2 protein-coding genes are annotated in these 19262 nt (G+C 70.8%); both read left to right on the forward strand.

The genetic code is table 11. The features are described from left to right. Positions 1–123 precede the first annotated feature (123 nt). The gene (locus KIP79_RS47405; protein WP_308169917.1) at positions 124–17721 is read left to right on the forward strand and encodes an SDR family NAD(P)-dependent oxidoreductase; all 17598 of its coding nucleotides are present in this window, start codon (positions 124–126) and stop codon (positions 17719–17721) included. Continuing rightward, complete coding sequence (locus tag KIP79_RS27325) at positions 17711–19252, forward strand: carboxymuconolactone decarboxylase family protein (protein ID WP_214107788.1); 1542 nt, start codon at positions 17711–17713, stop codon at positions 19250–19252. The genes KIP79_RS47405 and KIP79_RS27325 overlap by 11 nt, the downstream gene beginning before the upstream one ends. The last annotated feature ends 10 nt before the right edge of the window (positions 19253–19262 follow it).

Here is a 19262-nt window from a genome sequence, read left to right on the forward strand (position 1 = left end):
ATCCATTGTTGAGGTGACTCGGCATTCATGACCGAATGAGAACTAGGTAATGCTCTAGGCACACCCCACCTACGCTCCCCGGGAGGCACATCACGAACTAAGGCCGCTCTTGGAGAGATCCCCGTGAGCAAACGCACGAGTTCGTCGAAGGTAGCCGTTGTGGGCCTTGCCTGTCGGCTACCTCAGGCCGATGGTCCGCCGGCGTTCTGGGACTTGTTGACCGGCGGAGTCGACGCGATCACCGAAAGGACCGGTGACGGAGGGCCGAAGTGGGCGGGACGATTAGCGGACAAAGTGGCTTTTGACGCGACTTTCTTCGGACTCTCCCCACGAGAGGCCCGGTACACCGATCCCCAGCAGCGGATCATGCTCGAACTCGGCTGGGCGGCGCTGGAAGACGCCGGAATCGTCCCGGGTGCCCTTAAGGGGACGCCGACCGGCGTTTTCGTCGGTGCGATGGCCGACGACTACGCCTATCTGAGCCACCGCGCCGGGCACATCGGCCACCACTCGCTCACCGGAATCGGCCGCGGGATCATCGCCAACCGCCTCTCGTACTTCCTGGGCGTCAACGGGCCGAGTCTGACCGTCGACACCGGGCAGTCCTCATCGTTGACCGCCTTACACCTGGCATGCGAAAGCCTGCGGCGCGGTGAGAGCGAGATCGCCCTGGTGGGTGGGGTGAACCTCATCATGGCCGAGGAGAGCACCAGGATCGCCGAGGAGTTCGGCGGGCTGTCGGCCGACGGGCGATGCTTCACCTTCGACGCCCGCGCCAACGGTTACGTGCGCGGTGAGGGCGGCGTCTGCGTCGTGCTCAAACGGTGGGAGGACGGCGACGACGCCTACGCCGTCATCAGCGGGACGGCGCTGAACAACGACGGTGGCGGCGACTCGCTCACGGTGCCGCGCGGCGAAGCGCAGCAGGCGGTGATCCGGGCCGCTTGTCGTCGGGCCAGGGTGCGGCCGGCTGATGTGCACTATGTGGAAGTGCACGGCACCGGCACGGCGGTCGGTGACCCGATCGAGGCGGCGGCGTTGGGGGCGGTGTTCGGCCCGGGCCGGGATTCGCCGTTGCTGGTGGGGTCGGTCAAGACGAACATCGGTCACCTGGAGGGCGCGGCCGGGCTGGCGGGTTTCCTGAAGGCGGTGCTTTCGCTGCGGCACCGGGTGGTTCCGCCGAGCCTGAACTTCGCCGAGCCCAACCCTGAGATCGACTTCGACGCCTGGCGCCTGCGGGTCGTCCAGGACAACACCACGCTGCCGGAGGGTGCGGTGGCGGGGGTCTCGTCGTTCGGAGTCGGCGGGACCAACTGTCATGTCGTGCTTTCCTCGGTCGAGCGAAGGGGCGACGCACCGCAGAACCCCCTTGAGGGACCGGTGCTGTGGCCGTTGTCGGGTAAGACGCCGGGGGCGGTCGGCGACCAGGCCCGGGTCCTGCGCGCGGAGCTTGTGGCCCGTCCCGAGCTCAGTCCCGCCGACGTCGGCTTGTCGTTGGCGACGACCCGCACCGCCTTCCCCTATCGGACGGTGATCCGCGCGACCGGCCGGGCCGGGTTCCTGGAGGCTCTGGACACCCTCACCGGTCCGAACGTGGTCAGTGGCAAGGCCCGTGCCGAGGTGAAACCGGTCTTCGTGTTCCCTGGGCAAGGGACGCAATGGGTCGGCATGGGGACCGAACTCCTTGGCACCTCACCGGTCTTCCGCGGACAGTACATCGCCTGCGCAGCGGCGTTGCGATCGCAGGTGACCTGGGATCCGTACAGCGTGCTCAACGATGAGGCCGCGCTCGCCCGCGTGGACGTCGTGCAGCCGGTGCTGTGGGCGTTCATGGTCTCGGCCGCCGCGCTTTGGCGTTCCTACGGTGTCGAGCCCGCGGCGGTCGTCGGTCACTCCCAGGGCGAGATCGCCGCGGCCACTGTGGCCGGCGCGTTGTCCATCGAGGATGGCGCGCGGGTCGTCGCCCTGCGCAGCAAGGTCATCGCTACGAGGCTCGCCGGTCGCGGGAAGATGGCATCGGTCGCGATGTCCCTGGCGGAGCTGCGACCGTTGCTCCGGCCAGGAGTCTCGGTCGCTGCGGTGAACGGCCCCAAATCCGTCGTCGTGGCAGGTGAACCTGATCCGGTACGGCAGCTCGTGGACGAACTTTCGCGAGCCGGTGTCAGGGTCAAACTGATTGATGTCGACTACGCCTCCCACACGGCACAGGTCGAACCGGTCATGGCGGAACTGGCCGAACTGCTCGCGCCGATACGACCACAGCGCCCTCGGATTCCCCTCCAGTCCACGGTGGACGGCGGCCAGGTGCTCGACGGCGACTACTGGGTGCGCAACCTGCGCCGGACCGTGGAGTTCGAGGCGGCGACGGACGCGCTGAAGGCCGCCGGGCACGAGGTCTTCCTGGAGATGAGCCCACATCCGGTGCTGACGCCCTCGATCGAGGGTGATGTCTCGGCGGTGGGCACGTTACGCCGTGACGACGGAGGACTCGACAGGTTCCTGTTGTCGTTGGGGACCGCCTACGCCCATGGCGTCAGCGTGGACTGGCAGGCGGTGTTCGGTGCCGCGCGCCGCGTCCGGTTGCCGGGCTATGTCTTCCAGCGCCGGCGGTACTGGCTTGACGAGCCGGATGAAGCCGAGCGGCCGGCCGCCGTGGACATGGCAGGCATCGTCGCCGCCGAGATCGGCGCCGTGCTCGGCCATACCGACCTCGACCCCACCGCCACGTTCAAAGAACTCGGCGTCGACTCGGTCACCGCGACCGACCTGCGGGCCAGACTCGTCGCCGCGACCGGGCTTCCGCTGTCCGCCACGGTGATCTACAACCATCCGACTCCGGCGGCGTTGACGTCTCATCTGGACTCTCTGGCCGGCGAGTCGCCGGAGTCGGCCCGGGTGAACCAGCGGCGGGTGGCCGGCGATGACGATCCCGTGGTGATCGTGGGAATGGCGTGCCGTCTGCCGGGTGGGGTGGACTCGCCGGCCGCGCTGTGGCGTCTCATGGACTCCGGTGCCGACGCGATCTCCGCGTTCCCGGCCGACCGTGGCTGGGATGTCGACGCGTTGTCGGCGTTGCCGCGGCGAGGCGGCTTCCTGGACGACGCGGCCGGGTTCGACAACGACTTCTTCGGGATCAGCCCACGTGAGGCGCTGGCCATGGACCCGCAGCAGCGAGTGCTGCTCGAGGTCGTCTGGGAGGCGATGGAGCAGGCAGGGATTCCGCCGTCGTCGCTGCGTGGCACCCGGACCGGTGTCTATCTCGGCGCGATGGCGCAGGACTACGGCGCCCGGATGCACGAGGCGTCCGGCGATGCCGAAGGGTACACGCTGACGGGTACCTCGCCCAGCGTGCTGTCCGGCCGGGTCGCGTACACGCTGGGTCTGGAAGGACCCGCGATCACGGTGGACACCGCGTGTTCGTCGTCGCTGGTAGGCATGCACCTGGCCGTACAGGGGCTGCGGTCGGGGGAATGCTCGCTGGCGCTGGCGGGTGGTGTCACCGTCATGTCGACGCCGGGCATCTTCCAGGAGTTCGCCAAGCAGGGCGGCCTGTCCCCGGACGGGCGATGCAAGGCGTTCGCCGACGCCGCCGACGGCACGGGCTGGGCCGAGGGCGTCGGCGTGCTGGTCCTGGAACGGCTTTCCGACGCCCGCCGCAACGGCCATCAGGTGCTGGCGATCCTGCGTGGCTCGGCCGTCAACTCCGACGGCGCGTCCAACGGGCTGACCGCACCGAACGGCCTCGCCCAGCAGCGGGTCATCGAACAGGCCCTGGACGATGCCGGCCTGCGCGCCGCAGACATCGACGCGGTCGAGGCGCATGGCACCGGAACCCGTCTGGGCGACCCGATCGAAGCCGACGCCATCCTCGCGACCTACGGCCAGAACCGGACCACACCACTTCTCCTGGGATCACTGAAATCCGTCATCGGCCATGCCCAAGCGGCGGCCGGAGTCGCCGGCGTGATCAAGATGGTGCTGGCGATGCGACAGCAGACCCTGCCGCGCACCCTGCACATCGACGAGCCGTCCTCCCGAGTGGACTGGAGAAGTGGTCAGGTCGAGTTGCTGACCAGCAGCCGGCCATGGCCCGACAACGGTCACCCGATGCGGGCCGGCGTGTCGTCGTTCGGGATCAGCGGCACCAACGCGCACGTGATCATCGAGCAGGCTCCGCCATCCGAGCCGACCGCTTCACCGGCCCCGGGCGAGCCCGGTTCGCCATCAGGTCCGGGCGAGCCCGGTTCGCCATCAGGTCCGGGCGAGCCCGGTTCGCCATCGAGTACGGCATCCGGGGCGGCACCGGCGGTGGTGCCTTGGGTGGTGTCCGGCAAGACCGAGGTTGCGCTCGGTGCCCAGATCGATCGGCTGGTGTCCTTCGTGGCCGAGACCGGTGCGGATCCGGTCGATGTCGGCTGTTCGCTGGTGACGGCGCGCTCGGAGTTCGCTCATCGGGCAGTGCTGCTGGCCACCGGCGACGGTGTGGCCGAGGCGGCACGTGGTGTCGCCGGGCCGCCGGGCGCGCTGGCGGTGCTGTTCGCGGGGCAGGGCGCGCAGCGGATCGGGATGGGCCGCGAGCTCGCCGCCCGGTTCCCCGTCTTCGCCCGCGCGTTGGACGAGGTTTTCGCGGGGCTGGAGCAGTCACCGCGTGAGGTGATGTTCGGTGCCGACTCGGGACTGCTGGACCGCACCGAGTTCGCCCAGTCGGCGCTTTTCGCGATCGAGGTCGCACTCTTCCGCCTGCTGGAGTCGTGGGGTGTGACGCCGGACCTGCTGGTGGGGCACTCGATCGGTGAGATCGCCGCCGCGCATGTAGCCGGTGTGCTGTCGCTGGATGATGCCTGCACGCTGGTCGCGGCCCGGGGCCGGTTGATGCAGCGTCTGCCCGAGGGCGGGGCGATGGTGTCGGTCCTGGCCGGTGCGGCGGAGGTCGAGCCGCTGCTGGAGGACGGAGCCGTCATCGCCGCGGTGAACGGGCCGTCCTCCGTCGTGATCGCCGGGGACGAGGACGCTATCCTGCGCACCGCCGCGCACTTCGGCAAGGCCACCCGCCTGCGGGTGAGCCACGCGTTCCACTCGCCGCTGATGGAGCCGATGCTGGCGGAGTTCCGGGAGGTCGTCGAGGGGCTGACCTTCGGCGAGCCGAGGACGACGATCATCTCTACCGTGACCGGCGAGGTGGTCGACGCCGCGTACCTGTGTTCAGCGGAGTACTGGGTGGACCATGTGGTGCGTCCGGTGCGTTTCGCCGCGGCGGTGCAGGCTGCGGGCTCGGCAGGGGCCAGGGTGTTTCTGGAGCTGGGGCCGGACGGCGGGTTGTCGGCGCTCGTTCACCAGAACCTTTCGGTTCGCCAGGACCCGCACGAGCCGACGGCTGCCTTTCCCGTTCTGCGAAAGGACCGCGGTGAGGAGGCGGCGGCGCTGACCGCGGCCGCCCGGTTGTACGTGCACGGCGTGCCGGTGCGGTGGCGGGAGCTGTTCCCGGCCGCTCGCCGGGTGGATCTGCCGACCTACGCGTTCCAGCGGGTGCGGTACTGGCCCAAGCTCTCGCCGACCGCGGGCGACGTCACCTCCGCCGGGCTGGACCGGCCGCGTCACCCGCTGCTCGCCGCGGGCACGGAGTTGCCCGACACCGGCGGATTCCTGTTCACCGGTCTGGTCTCGACCGCCGCCCATCCCTGGCTGTCCGATCATGTGGTGGCCGGACAGGTTCTGTTCCCCGGCACTGCCTTCGTCGAACTGGCCGTCCAGGCCGGCGGCGAGGTCGGCTGCGGCCTGCTGGAGGAGCTCACGCTCACCTCTCCGCTCGTACTGCCCGAGCGGGGAGGCGTTCAGTTGCGGGTGGCGCTCGGCGCCCCCGGCGAGGGCGGCAGCCGGACGGTCGGCGTGTACTCCCGTCCGGAGGGTGAACCGGACGCGCCGTGGGTTCAGCACGCCACCGGTGTGCTCGCCTCCGCCACACCGACGAGCGTCCCTGACGCCGGCCTGCGGGAGTGGCCCCCCGCGGACGCCGTCCCGGTGGACCTCGACGGCTTCTACGACCGGCGGGCGGTGGCGGGATTCTCCTACGGCCCCGCGTTCCAGGGAGTGCGCGCCGTCTGGCGTACCGAACGGGAGGTGTTCGCCGAAGTCGCCCTGCCCGAAGCCGTCGCCGCCGACGCGGGCTCCTACGGACTGCATCCGGCCCTGCTCGACGCCGCGCTGCAGGTGGCATCACTGGCCGGGCTCGACGAGGCCGAGGGCGGACTGCTGCCCTTCGCCTGGACCGGGGTGTCCCTGCACGCATCCGGCGCGGCCGCGCTCCGGGTCCGCATCAGCAGGGTCGGCCCGGAGGCGATCACGCTGGTCGTGGCCGATGCCGGGGGCGTGGTGGCCGCGGTGCGCTCCCTCACGCTCCGCGCCGCGCGGCCTGCGGCACGCACCGGCGGTGGACCGCTGCTGCGGCTGGACTGGCCGCCGGCGGCGGCATCCGGGAACGGAGACCATCCGGCCAGGCGGTGGTCGGTGCTCGGCTCCGACGGATGGGGTCTCGTCGCGGCCCTACGCGAAGCCGGGCAGGTGGCGGACATCGCGTGGGAGATGGAGCCGACCGCGGACGTGACCCTCGTGCATGGGGCGGACGTGACCTTGGTGCCGGTCCCGGTCCCCACTGGGGACGACGTTCCGGCCGAGGTGCGGTCGGTGACCTCGGCGGTGCTGGCTCGGCTGCGGGAGGCCGGGCGCGACGAGCACGCCAACCGCTTGGTGGTTTTCGTGACTTCAGGCGCGGTCGCGGTGGCCACCGAAACCGCGGCCGACCCTGTCGCGGCGGCGGTATGGGGTCTGGTGCGTTCGGCACAGGTGGAGCACCCGGGGCGGTTCGTCCTGGTGGACCTTGATCGTGATCAGGTGGATGCCGGTCGGGTGGACGGCCGGATGCTGGTCGCGGCGCTGGATTCCGGCGAGCCGCAGTCGGCGGTGCGTGACGGGCTGCTGCGGGTGCCGCGCCTGGTCAGGCTCGACGACGACCGCTCTCAGACCGGGCCGGCTGCTGGCACCGTCCCGGGTGCCGGCAGGACGACGTGGCATGCCGACGGCACGGTGCTGGTCACCGGTGGCCTGAGCGGGGTGGGCGCGCTGGTCGCGCGTCATCTGGTGGCCGAGCATGGCGTGTCTCACCTGGCTTTGGTGTGTCGTCGTGGCCTGGATACCGAGGGCGCCGCGGAGCTGGTGTCGGAGCTGAGGGCCCTGGGTGCCGAGGTCATGGTCGAGGCTTGCGATGTGGCCGATCGTGACCGCCTGGCCGGGCTGATCGCGGCGATCCCACCGGAGCACCCGCTCACCGGGGTGGTGCATGCCGCGGGGGTGCTCGATGACGGCCTGATCGAAACGCTGACACCCGAGCGGATCGAGGCCGTGCTGCGGCCGAAGGTGGACGGCGCCTGGCACCTGCACGAGCTCACCCGCGACCTGGGCCTGACCGCGTTCGTGGTGTTCTCCTCGGTGTCGGCGACGCTCGGCAACGGCGGCCAGGCGAGTTACACCACGGCGAACGCCTTCCTCGACGCTCTCGTACGGCAGCGCGCCGTCCAGGGGCTGGCGGGCCTGTCGGTCGCGTGGGGCCCGTGGCAGCAGGACACCGGGATGACCAGCGCCCTCACCGAGACGGACATGCGGCGCATGGCCCGCGCCGGGCTGCGACCGATCTCCGCCGAGCAGGGACTCGCCTGGTTCGACGCCGCGACGGTCAGCCCGGAACCGGTGGTCGTGGCGGCACGGCTGGACCTGGCCGCGCTGCGGGCGCAGGGCCGTGTCCCCGCGGTCTTCCAGGCACTGGTCCCCGCTGCCATGCGCCAAGCCGCCGCCACCCCCGCCGCCTCCGACGCCCTGGGCGGCCTGTCGGGACAGGCGCTGGGTGAGGCGGTGTCCCAGCTGGTGCTCACTCAGGTGGCCGCCGTACTGGGGCACGCCTCGGCGAACGCGATTTCGCCGGACCTGACCTTCCAGGACCTCGGCCTGGACTCCCTCACCTCGGTGGAGCTGCGCAACCGGTTGATCGAGGCAGCACGGTTGCGCCTGCCCGCCACGCTGGTGTTCGATCACCCCACCCCGGCGGCGGTCGTCCGTTTCATCCGCGGGCAACTCGAGGGCGTCGAGGCCGCGGCGCCGGTGCGGGTCACGGCTCCGGTCACCGGCGACCCGATTGTCATCGTCGGCATGGCCTGCCGCTATCCGGGCGGGGTCACCTCACCGGAGCAGCTGTGGGAGCTGGTCACCGAGGGCAGAGACGCCATTTCCGGTTTTCCGGCCGACCGTGGCTGGGAGGTCGCGGACGCGTCTTTCGCTCGGGCGGGCGGATTCCTGTACGACGCGGCCGAGTTCGACGCGCAGTTCTTCGGGATCTCGCCCCGCGAGGCGCTCGCGATCGACGCCCAGCAGCGACTGCTGCTGGAGGTCTCCTGGGAGGCCGTCGAACGGGCAGGCATCGACCCGCTCACCCTGAAAGGCAGCCCGACCGGCGTCTTCGCCGGGATGATGTACCACGACTACCCGTCAACGGGCGACGGAGTACCGGACGCGCTGCGCGGGATCGTCGTCAACGGGAGCACGGGCAGCATCACCTCCGGCCGGGTGTCGTACACCCTCGGCCTGGAGGGTCCGGCGGTGACGGTGGACACGGCGTGTTCGTCGTCGCTGGTGGCGTTGCATCTGGCGGCGCAGGCGCTGCGCTCGGGCGAGTGCTCGCTGGCGCTTGCCGGTGGTGTGACGGTGATGGCCACACCCAACACCTTTATCGACTTCTCCCGCCAGGGCGGTCTGAGCTCTGACGGCCGGTGCAAGGCGTTCTCCGACAGCGCCGACGGGGTGGGCTGGTCGGAGGGCGTGGGTGTGCTGGTGCTGGAGCGGTTGTCGGACGCTCAGCGCAACGGGCATCAGGTGCTGGCGGTCGTGCGCGGGTCGGCGATCAACCAGGACGGGGCGTCCAACGGATTGACGGCGCCGAACGGTCCGTCCCAGCAGCGGGTGATCCGGCAGGCGCTGTCCGGGGCCGGGTTGTCCTACGCGGATGTCGACGTGGTCGAGGCGCACGGTACCGGCACGACCCTGGGCGACCCGATCGAAGCGCAGGCCCTGCTGGCCACCTACGGGCAGGACCGGCCGCAGGACCGGCCCGTGCTGCTGGGGTCGATCAAGTCGAACATCGGTCACAGCCAGGCCGCGGCGGGTGTCGCCGGTGTGATCAAGATGGTCATGGCGATGCGCGCGGGTGTGGTGCCGCGCACGTTGCACATGAACGCACCGTCCTCGCACGTGAACTGGAACGAGGGCGCGGTCGAACTGGTGACCGCGCCGGTGGAGTGGCCGCAGACCGACCATTCGCGCCGGGCCGCTGTGTCGTCGTTCGGGATCAGCGGCACCAACGCCCACGTGATCATCGAGCAGGGGCCGGAGGTTCCGGAAAGTCGGACTGAGGCTCGTGCTGGGGACTGGGCACCGGGTACTGGGGCTCGTGCTGAGGACCGGGCTGTTGACCGGGATCCGGGTGCGGAGCTGGTGCCGGGTGCCGGGATGGCGCCGGGTGCCGGGATGGTGCCGGTGGCGGGTGTCGCGGTGGAGCCAGCGGTGGATCCGGGGCTGGTTCCGGGGCTGGTTCCGGGGCTGGTTCCGGGGCTGGTTCCGGGGCTGGTTCCGGTGGTGGTGTCGGGTCGGTCGGCTGGGGCGTTGCGGGCGCAGGCCGGGCGGCTGGTCGCCCATCTGGAGGGTGCTGCTGGTCTGGGTCTGGCCGATGTGGGGTTCTCGCTGGCCACGACGCGGTCGGTGTTTGAGCATCGGGCGGTGGTGCTGGCCGGGGACCGTGATGGTCTGCTGGCCGGGCTGGGCGCGTTGGCGGAGGACCGGCCGGGTGCGGGTGTGGTGCGGGCGGTGGCCGGGGCGGAGCCGCAGCTGGCGGTGCTGTTCACCGGTCAGGGCAGTCAGCGGGCGGGGATGGGCCGGGAGCTGTATGACCGGTTCCCGGTGTTCGCGCGGGCATTGGATGAGGTGATCGCCGGGCTTGATCCGCTGCTGGATGAGTCGCTGCGGGAGGTGCTGTTCGCCGAGCCGGATTCGGCCGGGGCGGAGGCGCTGGATCAGACCGGATGGGCACAGCCGGCGCTGTTCGCGGTGGAGACCGCGCTGTTCCGGCTGGTCGAGTCCTGGGGGGTGCGCCCGGATGTACTGGCCGGCCACTCGATCGGGGAGATCACGGCGGCGCATGTGGCCGGGGTGCTGTCGCTGGGCGATGCGTGTGCGCTGGTGGCGGCGCGGGCGCGGTTGATGCAGGCGCTTCCCGCCGGTGGGGCGATGGTGGCAGTGGCGGCGTCCGAGGATGCGGTCGCCGAGCTGCTGGCCGGGCGTGAGGACGAGGTGTCGGTCGCGGCGGTCAACGGTCCGGCCTCGGTGGTGCTCTCCGGGGTGGAGGGGCCGGTCCTTGAGGTGGCGGCGGTGCTTTCTGAGCGCGGGGTGCGGACGCGGCGGTTGCGGGTGTCGCACGCGTTCCATTCACCGTTGATGGATCCGATGCTGGCCGACTTCCGCGCGATCGCCGGGACACTCACCTACAACCCGCCGCGAATCCCGATCGTGTCCACTTTGACCGGGGAGCAGGCCACGGCCGAGCGGTTGTGCTCGCCGGACTACTGGGTGGACCAGGTGCGTGGCGCGGTCCGCTTCGCCGACGGTGTCCGTACGCTGCACGCGCAGGGCGTGCGCGCGTATCTGGAGCTGGGCCCCGACGGGGTACTGAGCGCGATGGCCCAGGACACCCTCGCCACGGAGACCGATACGAACGTGTTGGTGCCGGTGCTGCGCGGGGACCGGGACGAGCAGAGCGCGGTGATGACGGCGCTGGCCGGACTGCACGTGCACGGGGTCCCGCTCGATTGGCGTGCGATGTTCCCCGGTGCCCGGCGGGTGGAGCTGCCCACGTATGCCTTCCAGAAGGAGCGGTTCTGGCCAAGCGGTCGGCGGGGCGGGGACGCGCGAGGTCTGGGGCTGGGCGCGGTGCTCCACCCGTTGCTCGGGGCCGTGGTGGTGTCGCCGGAGTCAGGCGGAGTGGTCCTGACCGGACGGCTGTCGGCGTCGGAGCAGCCGTGGATGGGTGATTACGAGGTTCTGGGGCGGGCGCTGCTGCCGGGGGCGGCGTTGGTGGAGTTGGTGGTGCGTGCGGGTGATGAGGTCGGCTGCGCGGTGGTGGAGGAGCTGGCGTCGCAGGCGCCGTTGGTGCTGCCGGAGTCCGGTGGGGTTCAGGTCCAGGTGGTGGTCGATGGCGTGGATGAGGCCGGCGGGCGCGCGGTCCGGGTGTACTCCCGGGCGGACGAGCACGATGGCGGCGACTGGATGCTGCACGCCCGGGGAGTGCTGGCGGAGCGGTCGGTGGAGCCGGGGTTCGATCTGGCGCAGTGGCCGCCGGCGGGGGCGAGCGAGCTGGAGGTGGCGGGGGCCTACGAGTGGCTGGCCGAGGCCGGTTACGGTTACGGACCGGCGTTTCAGGCGTTACGCGCGGCGTGGCGGGGTGCGGGCGGGGACCTGTACGCCGAGGTCGTCCTGGATGACCGGGCGGCTGCGGAGGCGGGCCGGTTTGGGGTGCATCCGGCGCTGCTGGACGCGGCGATGCAGGTGTCACTGATCGATCCTTCGGGCGTGGCCGATGGCGGGCGGGCGGTGTTGCCGTCGATGTGGCGGCAGGTGGCGCTGCACGCGGCCGGTGCTTCGATGCTGCGGGTACGGGTGCGGCGTTCGGGCGAGCACACACTGACCTTGGAGGCGGCCGATGAGAACGGCCGGCCGGTGTTGTCGGCGGAGTCGGTGGTGACAGGCCCGGTGCCGACGGGGCAGCTGGGCGTGGCGTGGGAGCAGTCCCTGTTCCAGGTGGCGTGGAACCCGATCGAGATGCCCGCGGCCGCCGCTGCGGCACCGGTGAGGGAATGGCTCGCTGACGCGGCTGTCGGCGATGCCGAGTCGGTCGTGGTGCTGGAGTGTGCGGGACGGCCGGCCGGTGAGGTGCCGGAGGCGATGCGTTCGGTGGTCGGCGGCGTGCTTGAGGCGTTGCAGGCGTGGCTGGAGCGGGAGGATCCGGGTTCGCCGCCTTTGGTGGTGGTGACCAGAGGCGCGGTGGCGGTGGGTGCGGGTGCGGGGGTGGATGTGGTGGTCGCGCCGGTGTGGGGGCTGGTGCGGGCGGCGCAGGCTGAGCATCCGGGACGGTTCGTGCTGCTGGATCTGGAGGAGGGCCAGGAACGGGACGCGGCGGTGGCTGTGGCGGTGGCCTGCGGCGAACCGGAGCTGGCGATGCGCTCGGGGGCGTTCCTGGTGCCCCGGCTGGTCAGGATGGCACGGTCTGAGTCGTCTGCCGGCGTGGTCGCCGACGGCTCGGGGCCGGATCTGGGCTCCGCTGAGCGGTCCGGCGGCTCGGTTGAGCCGGCCGCGGGGACGGTGCTGGTGACGGGTGGCACGGGCGGGTTGGGGGCGTTGCTGGCGCGGCATTTGGTGGCCGAGCATGGGGTGCGCCATCTGCTGCTGGTCAGCCGGCGCGGCCTGGGCGCTCCGGGTGCGCTGGAGCTGCGGGCGGAGCTGATCGCACACGGGGCCGAGGTCACGATCGCCGCGTGTGACGTAGGGAATCGGGATCAGGTGGCGGCGTTGCTGGCGCGGGTTCCGGCCGAGCGTCCATTGACCGCGGTGGTTCATGCGGCGGGTGTGCTGGATGACGGGACGATCACGTCGCTGTCGAAGGAGCGGCTGGACGCCGTGCTGCGGCCCAAGGCGGATGCGGCGTGGCATTTGCACGAGCTGACGCGGGATCTGCCGTTGGCGATGTTCGTGCTGGTGTCGTCGGCCAGTGGCCTGGTGCTGGCGGCGGGCCAGGGCAACTATGTGGCGGCCAATGGGTTCTTGGACGCGCTGGCGGCCTATCGGCGGTCGCAAGGGCTGGTGGCGACGTCGCTGGCGTACGGGCTGTGGGATGTGGACACCGGGATGGGCTCGGAGTTGTCCGACGCCGGCCGGGACCGGCTGGCCCGGCAGGGGCTGTCGGGGTTGTCCGTGGCCGAAGGGCTGCGGCTGTTCGATCTGAGCCTGCGCACGGATGCGGCGATGACCGTGCCGCTGCGCGTGGACCTGGAAGTGCTGCGGGGCCGCGGCGATCAGGTGCCGACGTTGTTGCGGGCGTTGGTGCCGGCGGCGCGGGTCCGTGCGGGCGCCGGTGGGGGTGAACGCCGGCCCCCGCGAAGCAAGGAGGCCTTGGCTGAGTTGGTACGCCACCAGATCGCGGCCGTCCTCGGCCATGCGGACGGTGCCGCCATCCGTGGTGACCGCGCCTTCAAGGACCTGGGCTTCACCTCACTCACCACTGTGGAGTTGCGCAACGTCCTGGCGAAACGCATCGGTCTGGCGCTACCCGCGACCATGGTGTTCGACCATCCGACGGCTGATGAGCTGATCACCTATCTCTGGTCGCGGATCGAAGGCGCCGCTCCGGAGGTAAGTCGGCCTCAGGCGCCTCAGATAGGGGCCGACCACGACGACCCGGTCGCGATTGTCGGTATGGCGTGCCGTTTTCCCGGTGGGATCGACACTCCTGAACAACTGTGGCGGTTGCTCGCCGATGGAGGTGAGGCGCTGTCCTCTTTCCCGGAGGACCGCGGCTGGGATCTGGCGACCTTGGTGAGCCGCAGTGCCACCGCATCCGGCGGGTTCCTCGACGGAGTCGCCGACTTCGACCCGGGATTCTTCGGGATCAACCACCGCGAGGCCCTGGCGATGGACCCCCAGCAGCGACTGCTGCTGGAGACCTCGTGGGAGGCACTCGAACGAGCCGGGATCGTGCCCTCGACCTTGCGTGGCGCCGACACGGGCGTGTTCATCGGCACCAACGGCCAGGACTACCCGGCACTGTTGGCCCAGTCCGCAGACGACTTCGGTGGCTACGCCGCCATCGGCAGCGCGGCGAGCGTGGCGTCCGGGCGGCTCTCCTACATCTACGGCTTCACCGGTCCGGCGCTCACCGTGGACACCGCGTGTTCCTCGTCGCTGGTCGCCCTGCATCTGGCCGCCCGGTCACTCCGGTCGGGAGAGTGCTCGCTCGCCCTGGTCGGCGGTATCACCGTGATGACGACGCCAGGCTTGTTCGTCGAGTTCAGCCGGCAGGGAGGGCTGTCCGGCGACGGACGTTGCAAGGCTTTCGCCGACGCGGCCGACGGCACAGGGTGGGCCGAAGGCGCGGGCATGCTGGTCGTCGAGCGGCTGTCGGACGCGCGCGCGAACGGCCATGAGGTGTTGGCGGTGCTCCGGGGCAGTGCCGTCAACCAGGACGGCGCCTCCAACGGGCTCACCGCACCGAACGGCGTCGCGCAGCAACGTGTCATTCGCCAGGCGTTGGCCGCCGGCGGCCTGTCGGTGGCCGATGTGGACGTTGTGGAGGCACACGGCACCGGAACCAGGCTGGGCGACCCGATCGAGGCCGGCGCGTTGCTGGCGACCTACGGGCAGGAGCGGGACCGGCCGTTGTGGCTCGGTTCGGTGAAGTCGAACCTGGGGCACACCCAGGCGGCCGCGGGTGTGGCAGGCGTGGTGAAGCTGATCCTCGCCATGCGGCACGGGCTTGTTCCGCGCACGCTCCATGTGGACAAGCCTTCGTCTCAGGTGGACTGGTCGGCTGGTTCGGTCAGGCTGGCGACCGATGCGGTGCCGTGGGTGGGTAGCGGGCGTCCGCGACGCGGCGCGGTCTCCGGCTTCGGAGTCAGTGGGACCAACGCACACGTCATTCTTGAAGAAGGCGACCAGTCCATCGAAGGCGAACAGCCCGGAAATCCGTCAGGTCCGGGGATGCCGCCTTGGTTGTTGTCCGGGCGCACCGCCGATGCCCTTGCCGCGCAGGCGGAACGCCTCCTGGCGGCCGCCCCCGACGCGCGTGTGGCTCGACCGCTCGCGGTTTCCCGCACGCACTTCGAGCACCGCGCGGCGGTACTGGACGGCGACCTCGACGCCCTCGCCGCTCTCGCGAGGGGCGAAGACCATGAGTCGGTCGTCCGTGGTGTGGTCTCGAAGCCGGTGGTGCCGACGATCGTGTTCGCCGGCGCGGCCGCGCGTACCGAACTGGCCCGTGAGCTGGACCGGTTCCCGGTGTTCGCGGCGGCGCTGGCCGAGATCGGCGGCCGGTTCGGGGAGGAGAGCGGTTTCGCGTTCGAGGTGGCGTTGTTCAGGTTGCTGGCGTCCTGGGGAGTGCGGGCGGACGTCCGCGGCCATTCGGGGGGCGAGGTCGCCGCCGCGCATGTGGCCGGGGTGTTGTCGCTGGACGACGCGTACGAACTGGTCACCGCCAAGGCCGGGGAGCATGGTCTCGACGACTACCGGGTCCGGCCGTTCGGGCAGGACGAGGTCGTCGTCGAACCGGGCACCTGCGGTTCACTGTCCGGCCTGGTCAACGCACTGGCAGGACTCCATGTGCGCGGCGTCGCGGTGGACTGGGCAGCCGTGATCCCGGGCGGGCGGTACGCCGTGCCCACATATGCCTTCCAACGGCAGCGGTTCTGGCCGCAGGTGGCCCACGCCCTGCCTCCCGGCCCCAGCACGGCCGATGCCCCGGCCGAGCCGCTGTCGGCGGTGGATCTCGTCCGGACCGAGGTGGCCAGGGCCCTCGGCCTGCCTGATATGCAGGCGGTGGCGCCGGATCGTGAGTTCTCCCAGCTCGGCCTGGACTCGTTGGCCCTGATCGACCTGCGTGCCAGGCTGCGTGCCCGCACCGGCAAGAAGATCGAAGCGAGCGCGGTGTTCCGGCACCCGACCTCCGCGGCTCTCGCCCGCTATCTGGACGAACTCGACGAGGGGCCGCAGGCCCAGCCGGGCGTGGACGGCCGGATGGTGTGGGTGTTCCCGGGTCAGGGGGCGCAGTGGCCGGGCATGGGGGCGCAACTGCTGCAGGAGTCGCCGGTGTTCGCCCGCCGGATGGCGGAGTGCGCGGCGGCGTTGGAGCCGTTGGTGGGCTGGTCGCTGCTGGATGTGGTCCGCCAGGTGGAGGGTGCTCCGGGGCTGGATCGGGTGGATGTGGTCCAGCCGGTGTCGTTCGCGGTGATGGTGTCGTTGGCAGCCGTATGGGAATCGCTCGGCCTGCGCCCGGACGCGGTGGTGGGCCATTCCCAGGGCGAGATCGCCGCCGCGGTCGTGGCAGGCGGGCTGTCGTTGCCCGATGGCGCCCGGGTGGTGGCCCTGCGCAGCCGCCTGATCGCCGAGCGGTTGTCCGGGCGGGGAATGATGCTGTCGGTGCTGGCTCCGGCGGAGCAGATTCGCGGGCTGATCGCCGATGCCGGTCTGCTGGATCGGATCTCGATCGCGGCGGTCAACGGGCCCAGGGTGGTGACGGTGGCCGGTGATCCGGAGGCCTTGCGGGTGCTGGAGCGGCGGTTGTCGGCCGATGGGGTGATGCGCTGGCAGCTGGCCGGAGCGGACTTCGCCGCGCACTCGCCGCAGGTCGAGGGGCTCCGGGACGAGCTGTTGGCCGATCTGGCCGAGATGGCGCCGCGTACGGCGCGGGTGCCGATGTTGTCGACGGCGACCGGGCAATGGCTGGACGGCTCCGAGCTGGACTCCGGCTACTGGTACGAGAACGTACGGCGGACGGTGGAGTTCGCGCCGGCGATCGAGCGGTTGCTGGACGAGCGATACCGGGCGTTCGTCGAGGTCGGCCCGCATCCGTTGCTGACGCTGGGGATCGAGCAGGCGGTGGAGGAGGCGGGGGTCGTCGCCGTGGTGGCCGGGACGTTGCGTTCCGGCGAGGGCGGGCTTGATCGGGTGCTGGCCGCGGCGGCCGAGCTGTTCGTCCGCGGGGTCGCGGTGGACACCGCGCCTAGCGCGCCACAGAGCCCGCCGGACGTCATCGCGCGCCTGCACCGGCAGTCGGTCGACGCCGGCAGGTTGGACCAGGCGGACGCATTGCTGCGCGGGGTGGCCGAAGTGCGCGAGAAGTCGGCCGAGCCGCCGGCCCTCCCGCTGACACCGTTGCGGGACAGCGGAACCGGGCGCCGGCTGGTCTGCGTCGCGCCCATCGTTCCCACCACCGGCGAGCATGTCTACCATGGCCTGGCCACCGCCCTTGGCGGACAGTGGGATGTCAGCGTGGTCACGCCTGGCGGGTTCACCGCCGGCGAGCCGTTGCCCAGCTCCCGGACCGCGTTGATCGAGCAACTGGCGGCCGCGGTCGGGGACCGCACCGCGGCGGGCCCGCTTGTCCTGCTCGGGATATCTTCCGGCGGGTTGCTCGCCCACGAGGTCGCCGCCTGGCTTGACGACCGCGGCCTTGCCGTCGACGCAGTCGTCCTGCTGGATACCCACCTGCTCGACTCGAGATCCACTGAGGTGTTGCGGCCCAGGCTGTGGCCGGCGTTGCATGCCCGGGAAGCGGTGGTCGACGGGCTCGACTGGATCCGGTTGTCGGCCACCTCCTGGTATCTGGACCTGTTGTCGTCGTGGCGTCCTCGGCCGACGCGAGTGCCTTCGCTGCTGGTGCGCGCGTCCGCGCCGTTGGGCACCGTGCACGACGACGACTGGCGGCCGACGCTGCCCGGGATGACCGATGTCATCGACGGCCCCGGCGACCATCTGTCGATGGTCGAGCAGCACGTCATGGAGACCGGTGGCCGGGTGGCGGACTGGCTCGAACGCACGATGTCGGACAAGAACCCGCGTGAGGGAGAACGAGATGCACTATGAGCGCCTGAGTGAGTCCGTGTGGATCGCCGGTGACGGAACCTCCCGCAACGCGGCGTACGTTCGGGGTGACATGAGCGGAGGGATGCTCGTCGGCACTCTCGACAGCGCGGACGAACTGCTCGATTACGGCGAGGGCGCGGCGCAGGTGGTGGTGCTCACCGACACCGACTCCGGGCAGCACATCCCGAACAGGGCCACGACACTCACCTCGGTGGCGACGGCGACCGCGCTCGCCCGTTGCCCGCTACTCGAGGGCGTCGAGGTGCAGCGGGGCTCTCCCCTCCACGCCTATCTCGGGAGATCCCGGCGCACGCACGGGATCGCGGCGCGGAGACTGAGACCTGATCACACCTTCAGCGGTGAGATCGACCTCAAACTCGGCGACACCCGTGTCGAGGTGCTGGACATCGGGCGCGCCTACAGCGCCGCCGACACGGTCGTCTGGCTTCCTGACGAGGCGGTGCTGATCACCGGCGCCGTCGTCGTCAACGGTGTGCATCCCGCGTCGTGGTCGGGTTCGATCGAGCGATGGCGTGCGGCTTGCACCGAGCTCGCGGCGCTCCGGCCGGCTCTGGTGGTTCCCGGGTACGGGCAGGTCACCGACATCACCGGGATCATCGATCTGCGGGACTATCTCGAGCACCTCCACAGCGAGGCGGAAGTGCGCTACCGCAAGGGGATGCCGGTCGAGGAAGCCGCGACCGAACTACCACTCGGCCGCTGGGCGGGGTGGGCCTGCCGGGAGAACCTCGCGATCACCTTGGCCACCGTCTACAAGTCCCTGGGAGACAGCACCGACCGCACGGTCACCGGCGTGCTGACCACCGCCGCCGAAATCGCCGAGGGCATCCGCCGACGGCCTCGGATCGCCCCCATCGCCCCCGGTGAGCGTGACCAGGAAACACTGGACGCGTTAAGCCTCACCAAAGGGGAGAACTCGATCTTCGAGCTGCACAGCGCGAACATACCGAACGTCATCACCACGCTCGTGCGGCACACCAAGCTGTTTCACGAGTCCGTGCCCATCGCCCGTGGCGTGATCACCGGCGTCCTGCCGCCACGCCACCGCGAACTGGCGATCCTGCGCGGCGCGTGGGCGTGTTCGGCGATCTACCAGTGGAATCACCACTACCAGGTCGCCCTCGGCGTCGGCCTCACCCCAGGAGAGATCGACCTCGTCTCCCGGGACGTCTCCCTCGGGCCATGGACCCGGCACGAGCGGGCGGTGCTGACGGCTGTGGACGAACTGCACACCGAGTCAGTGGTTTCCGACCACACCTGGGAGACCCTGTCGGAAACCTACGACGAACGTGAACTGATCGAACTCATCACCCTGATCGGGGAGTACCACAAGATCTCCTTCCAGCTCAACAGCTGGGGTGTCCCCCTCGAACCGTGGATGGGCCCTTACCGCATCCCCTCCGGCTGGCACACCGCCCACCACAGCCGACCCGCTCTTGGCGCGGGTCAGCGCGGCGAAGAGGTCGAGGAAGGCGAGGAAGTGGCCGCCCTCGCGGCGCAGGAGCACTGAGCGCGTCAGT

Source organism: Acrocarpospora catenulata, from assembly GCF_018476525.1.
In the GTDB taxonomy this organism is placed as follows: Bacteria; Actinomycetota; Actinomycetes; order Streptosporangiales; family Streptosporangiaceae; genus Acrocarpospora; species Acrocarpospora catenulata.

Coding starts and splice junctions, on each gene's coding strand:
- KIP79_RS27325 (WP_214107788.1), top strand. CDS start 17,711: ATGCACTATGAGCGCCTGAGTGAGTCCGTGTGGATCGCCGGTGACGGA.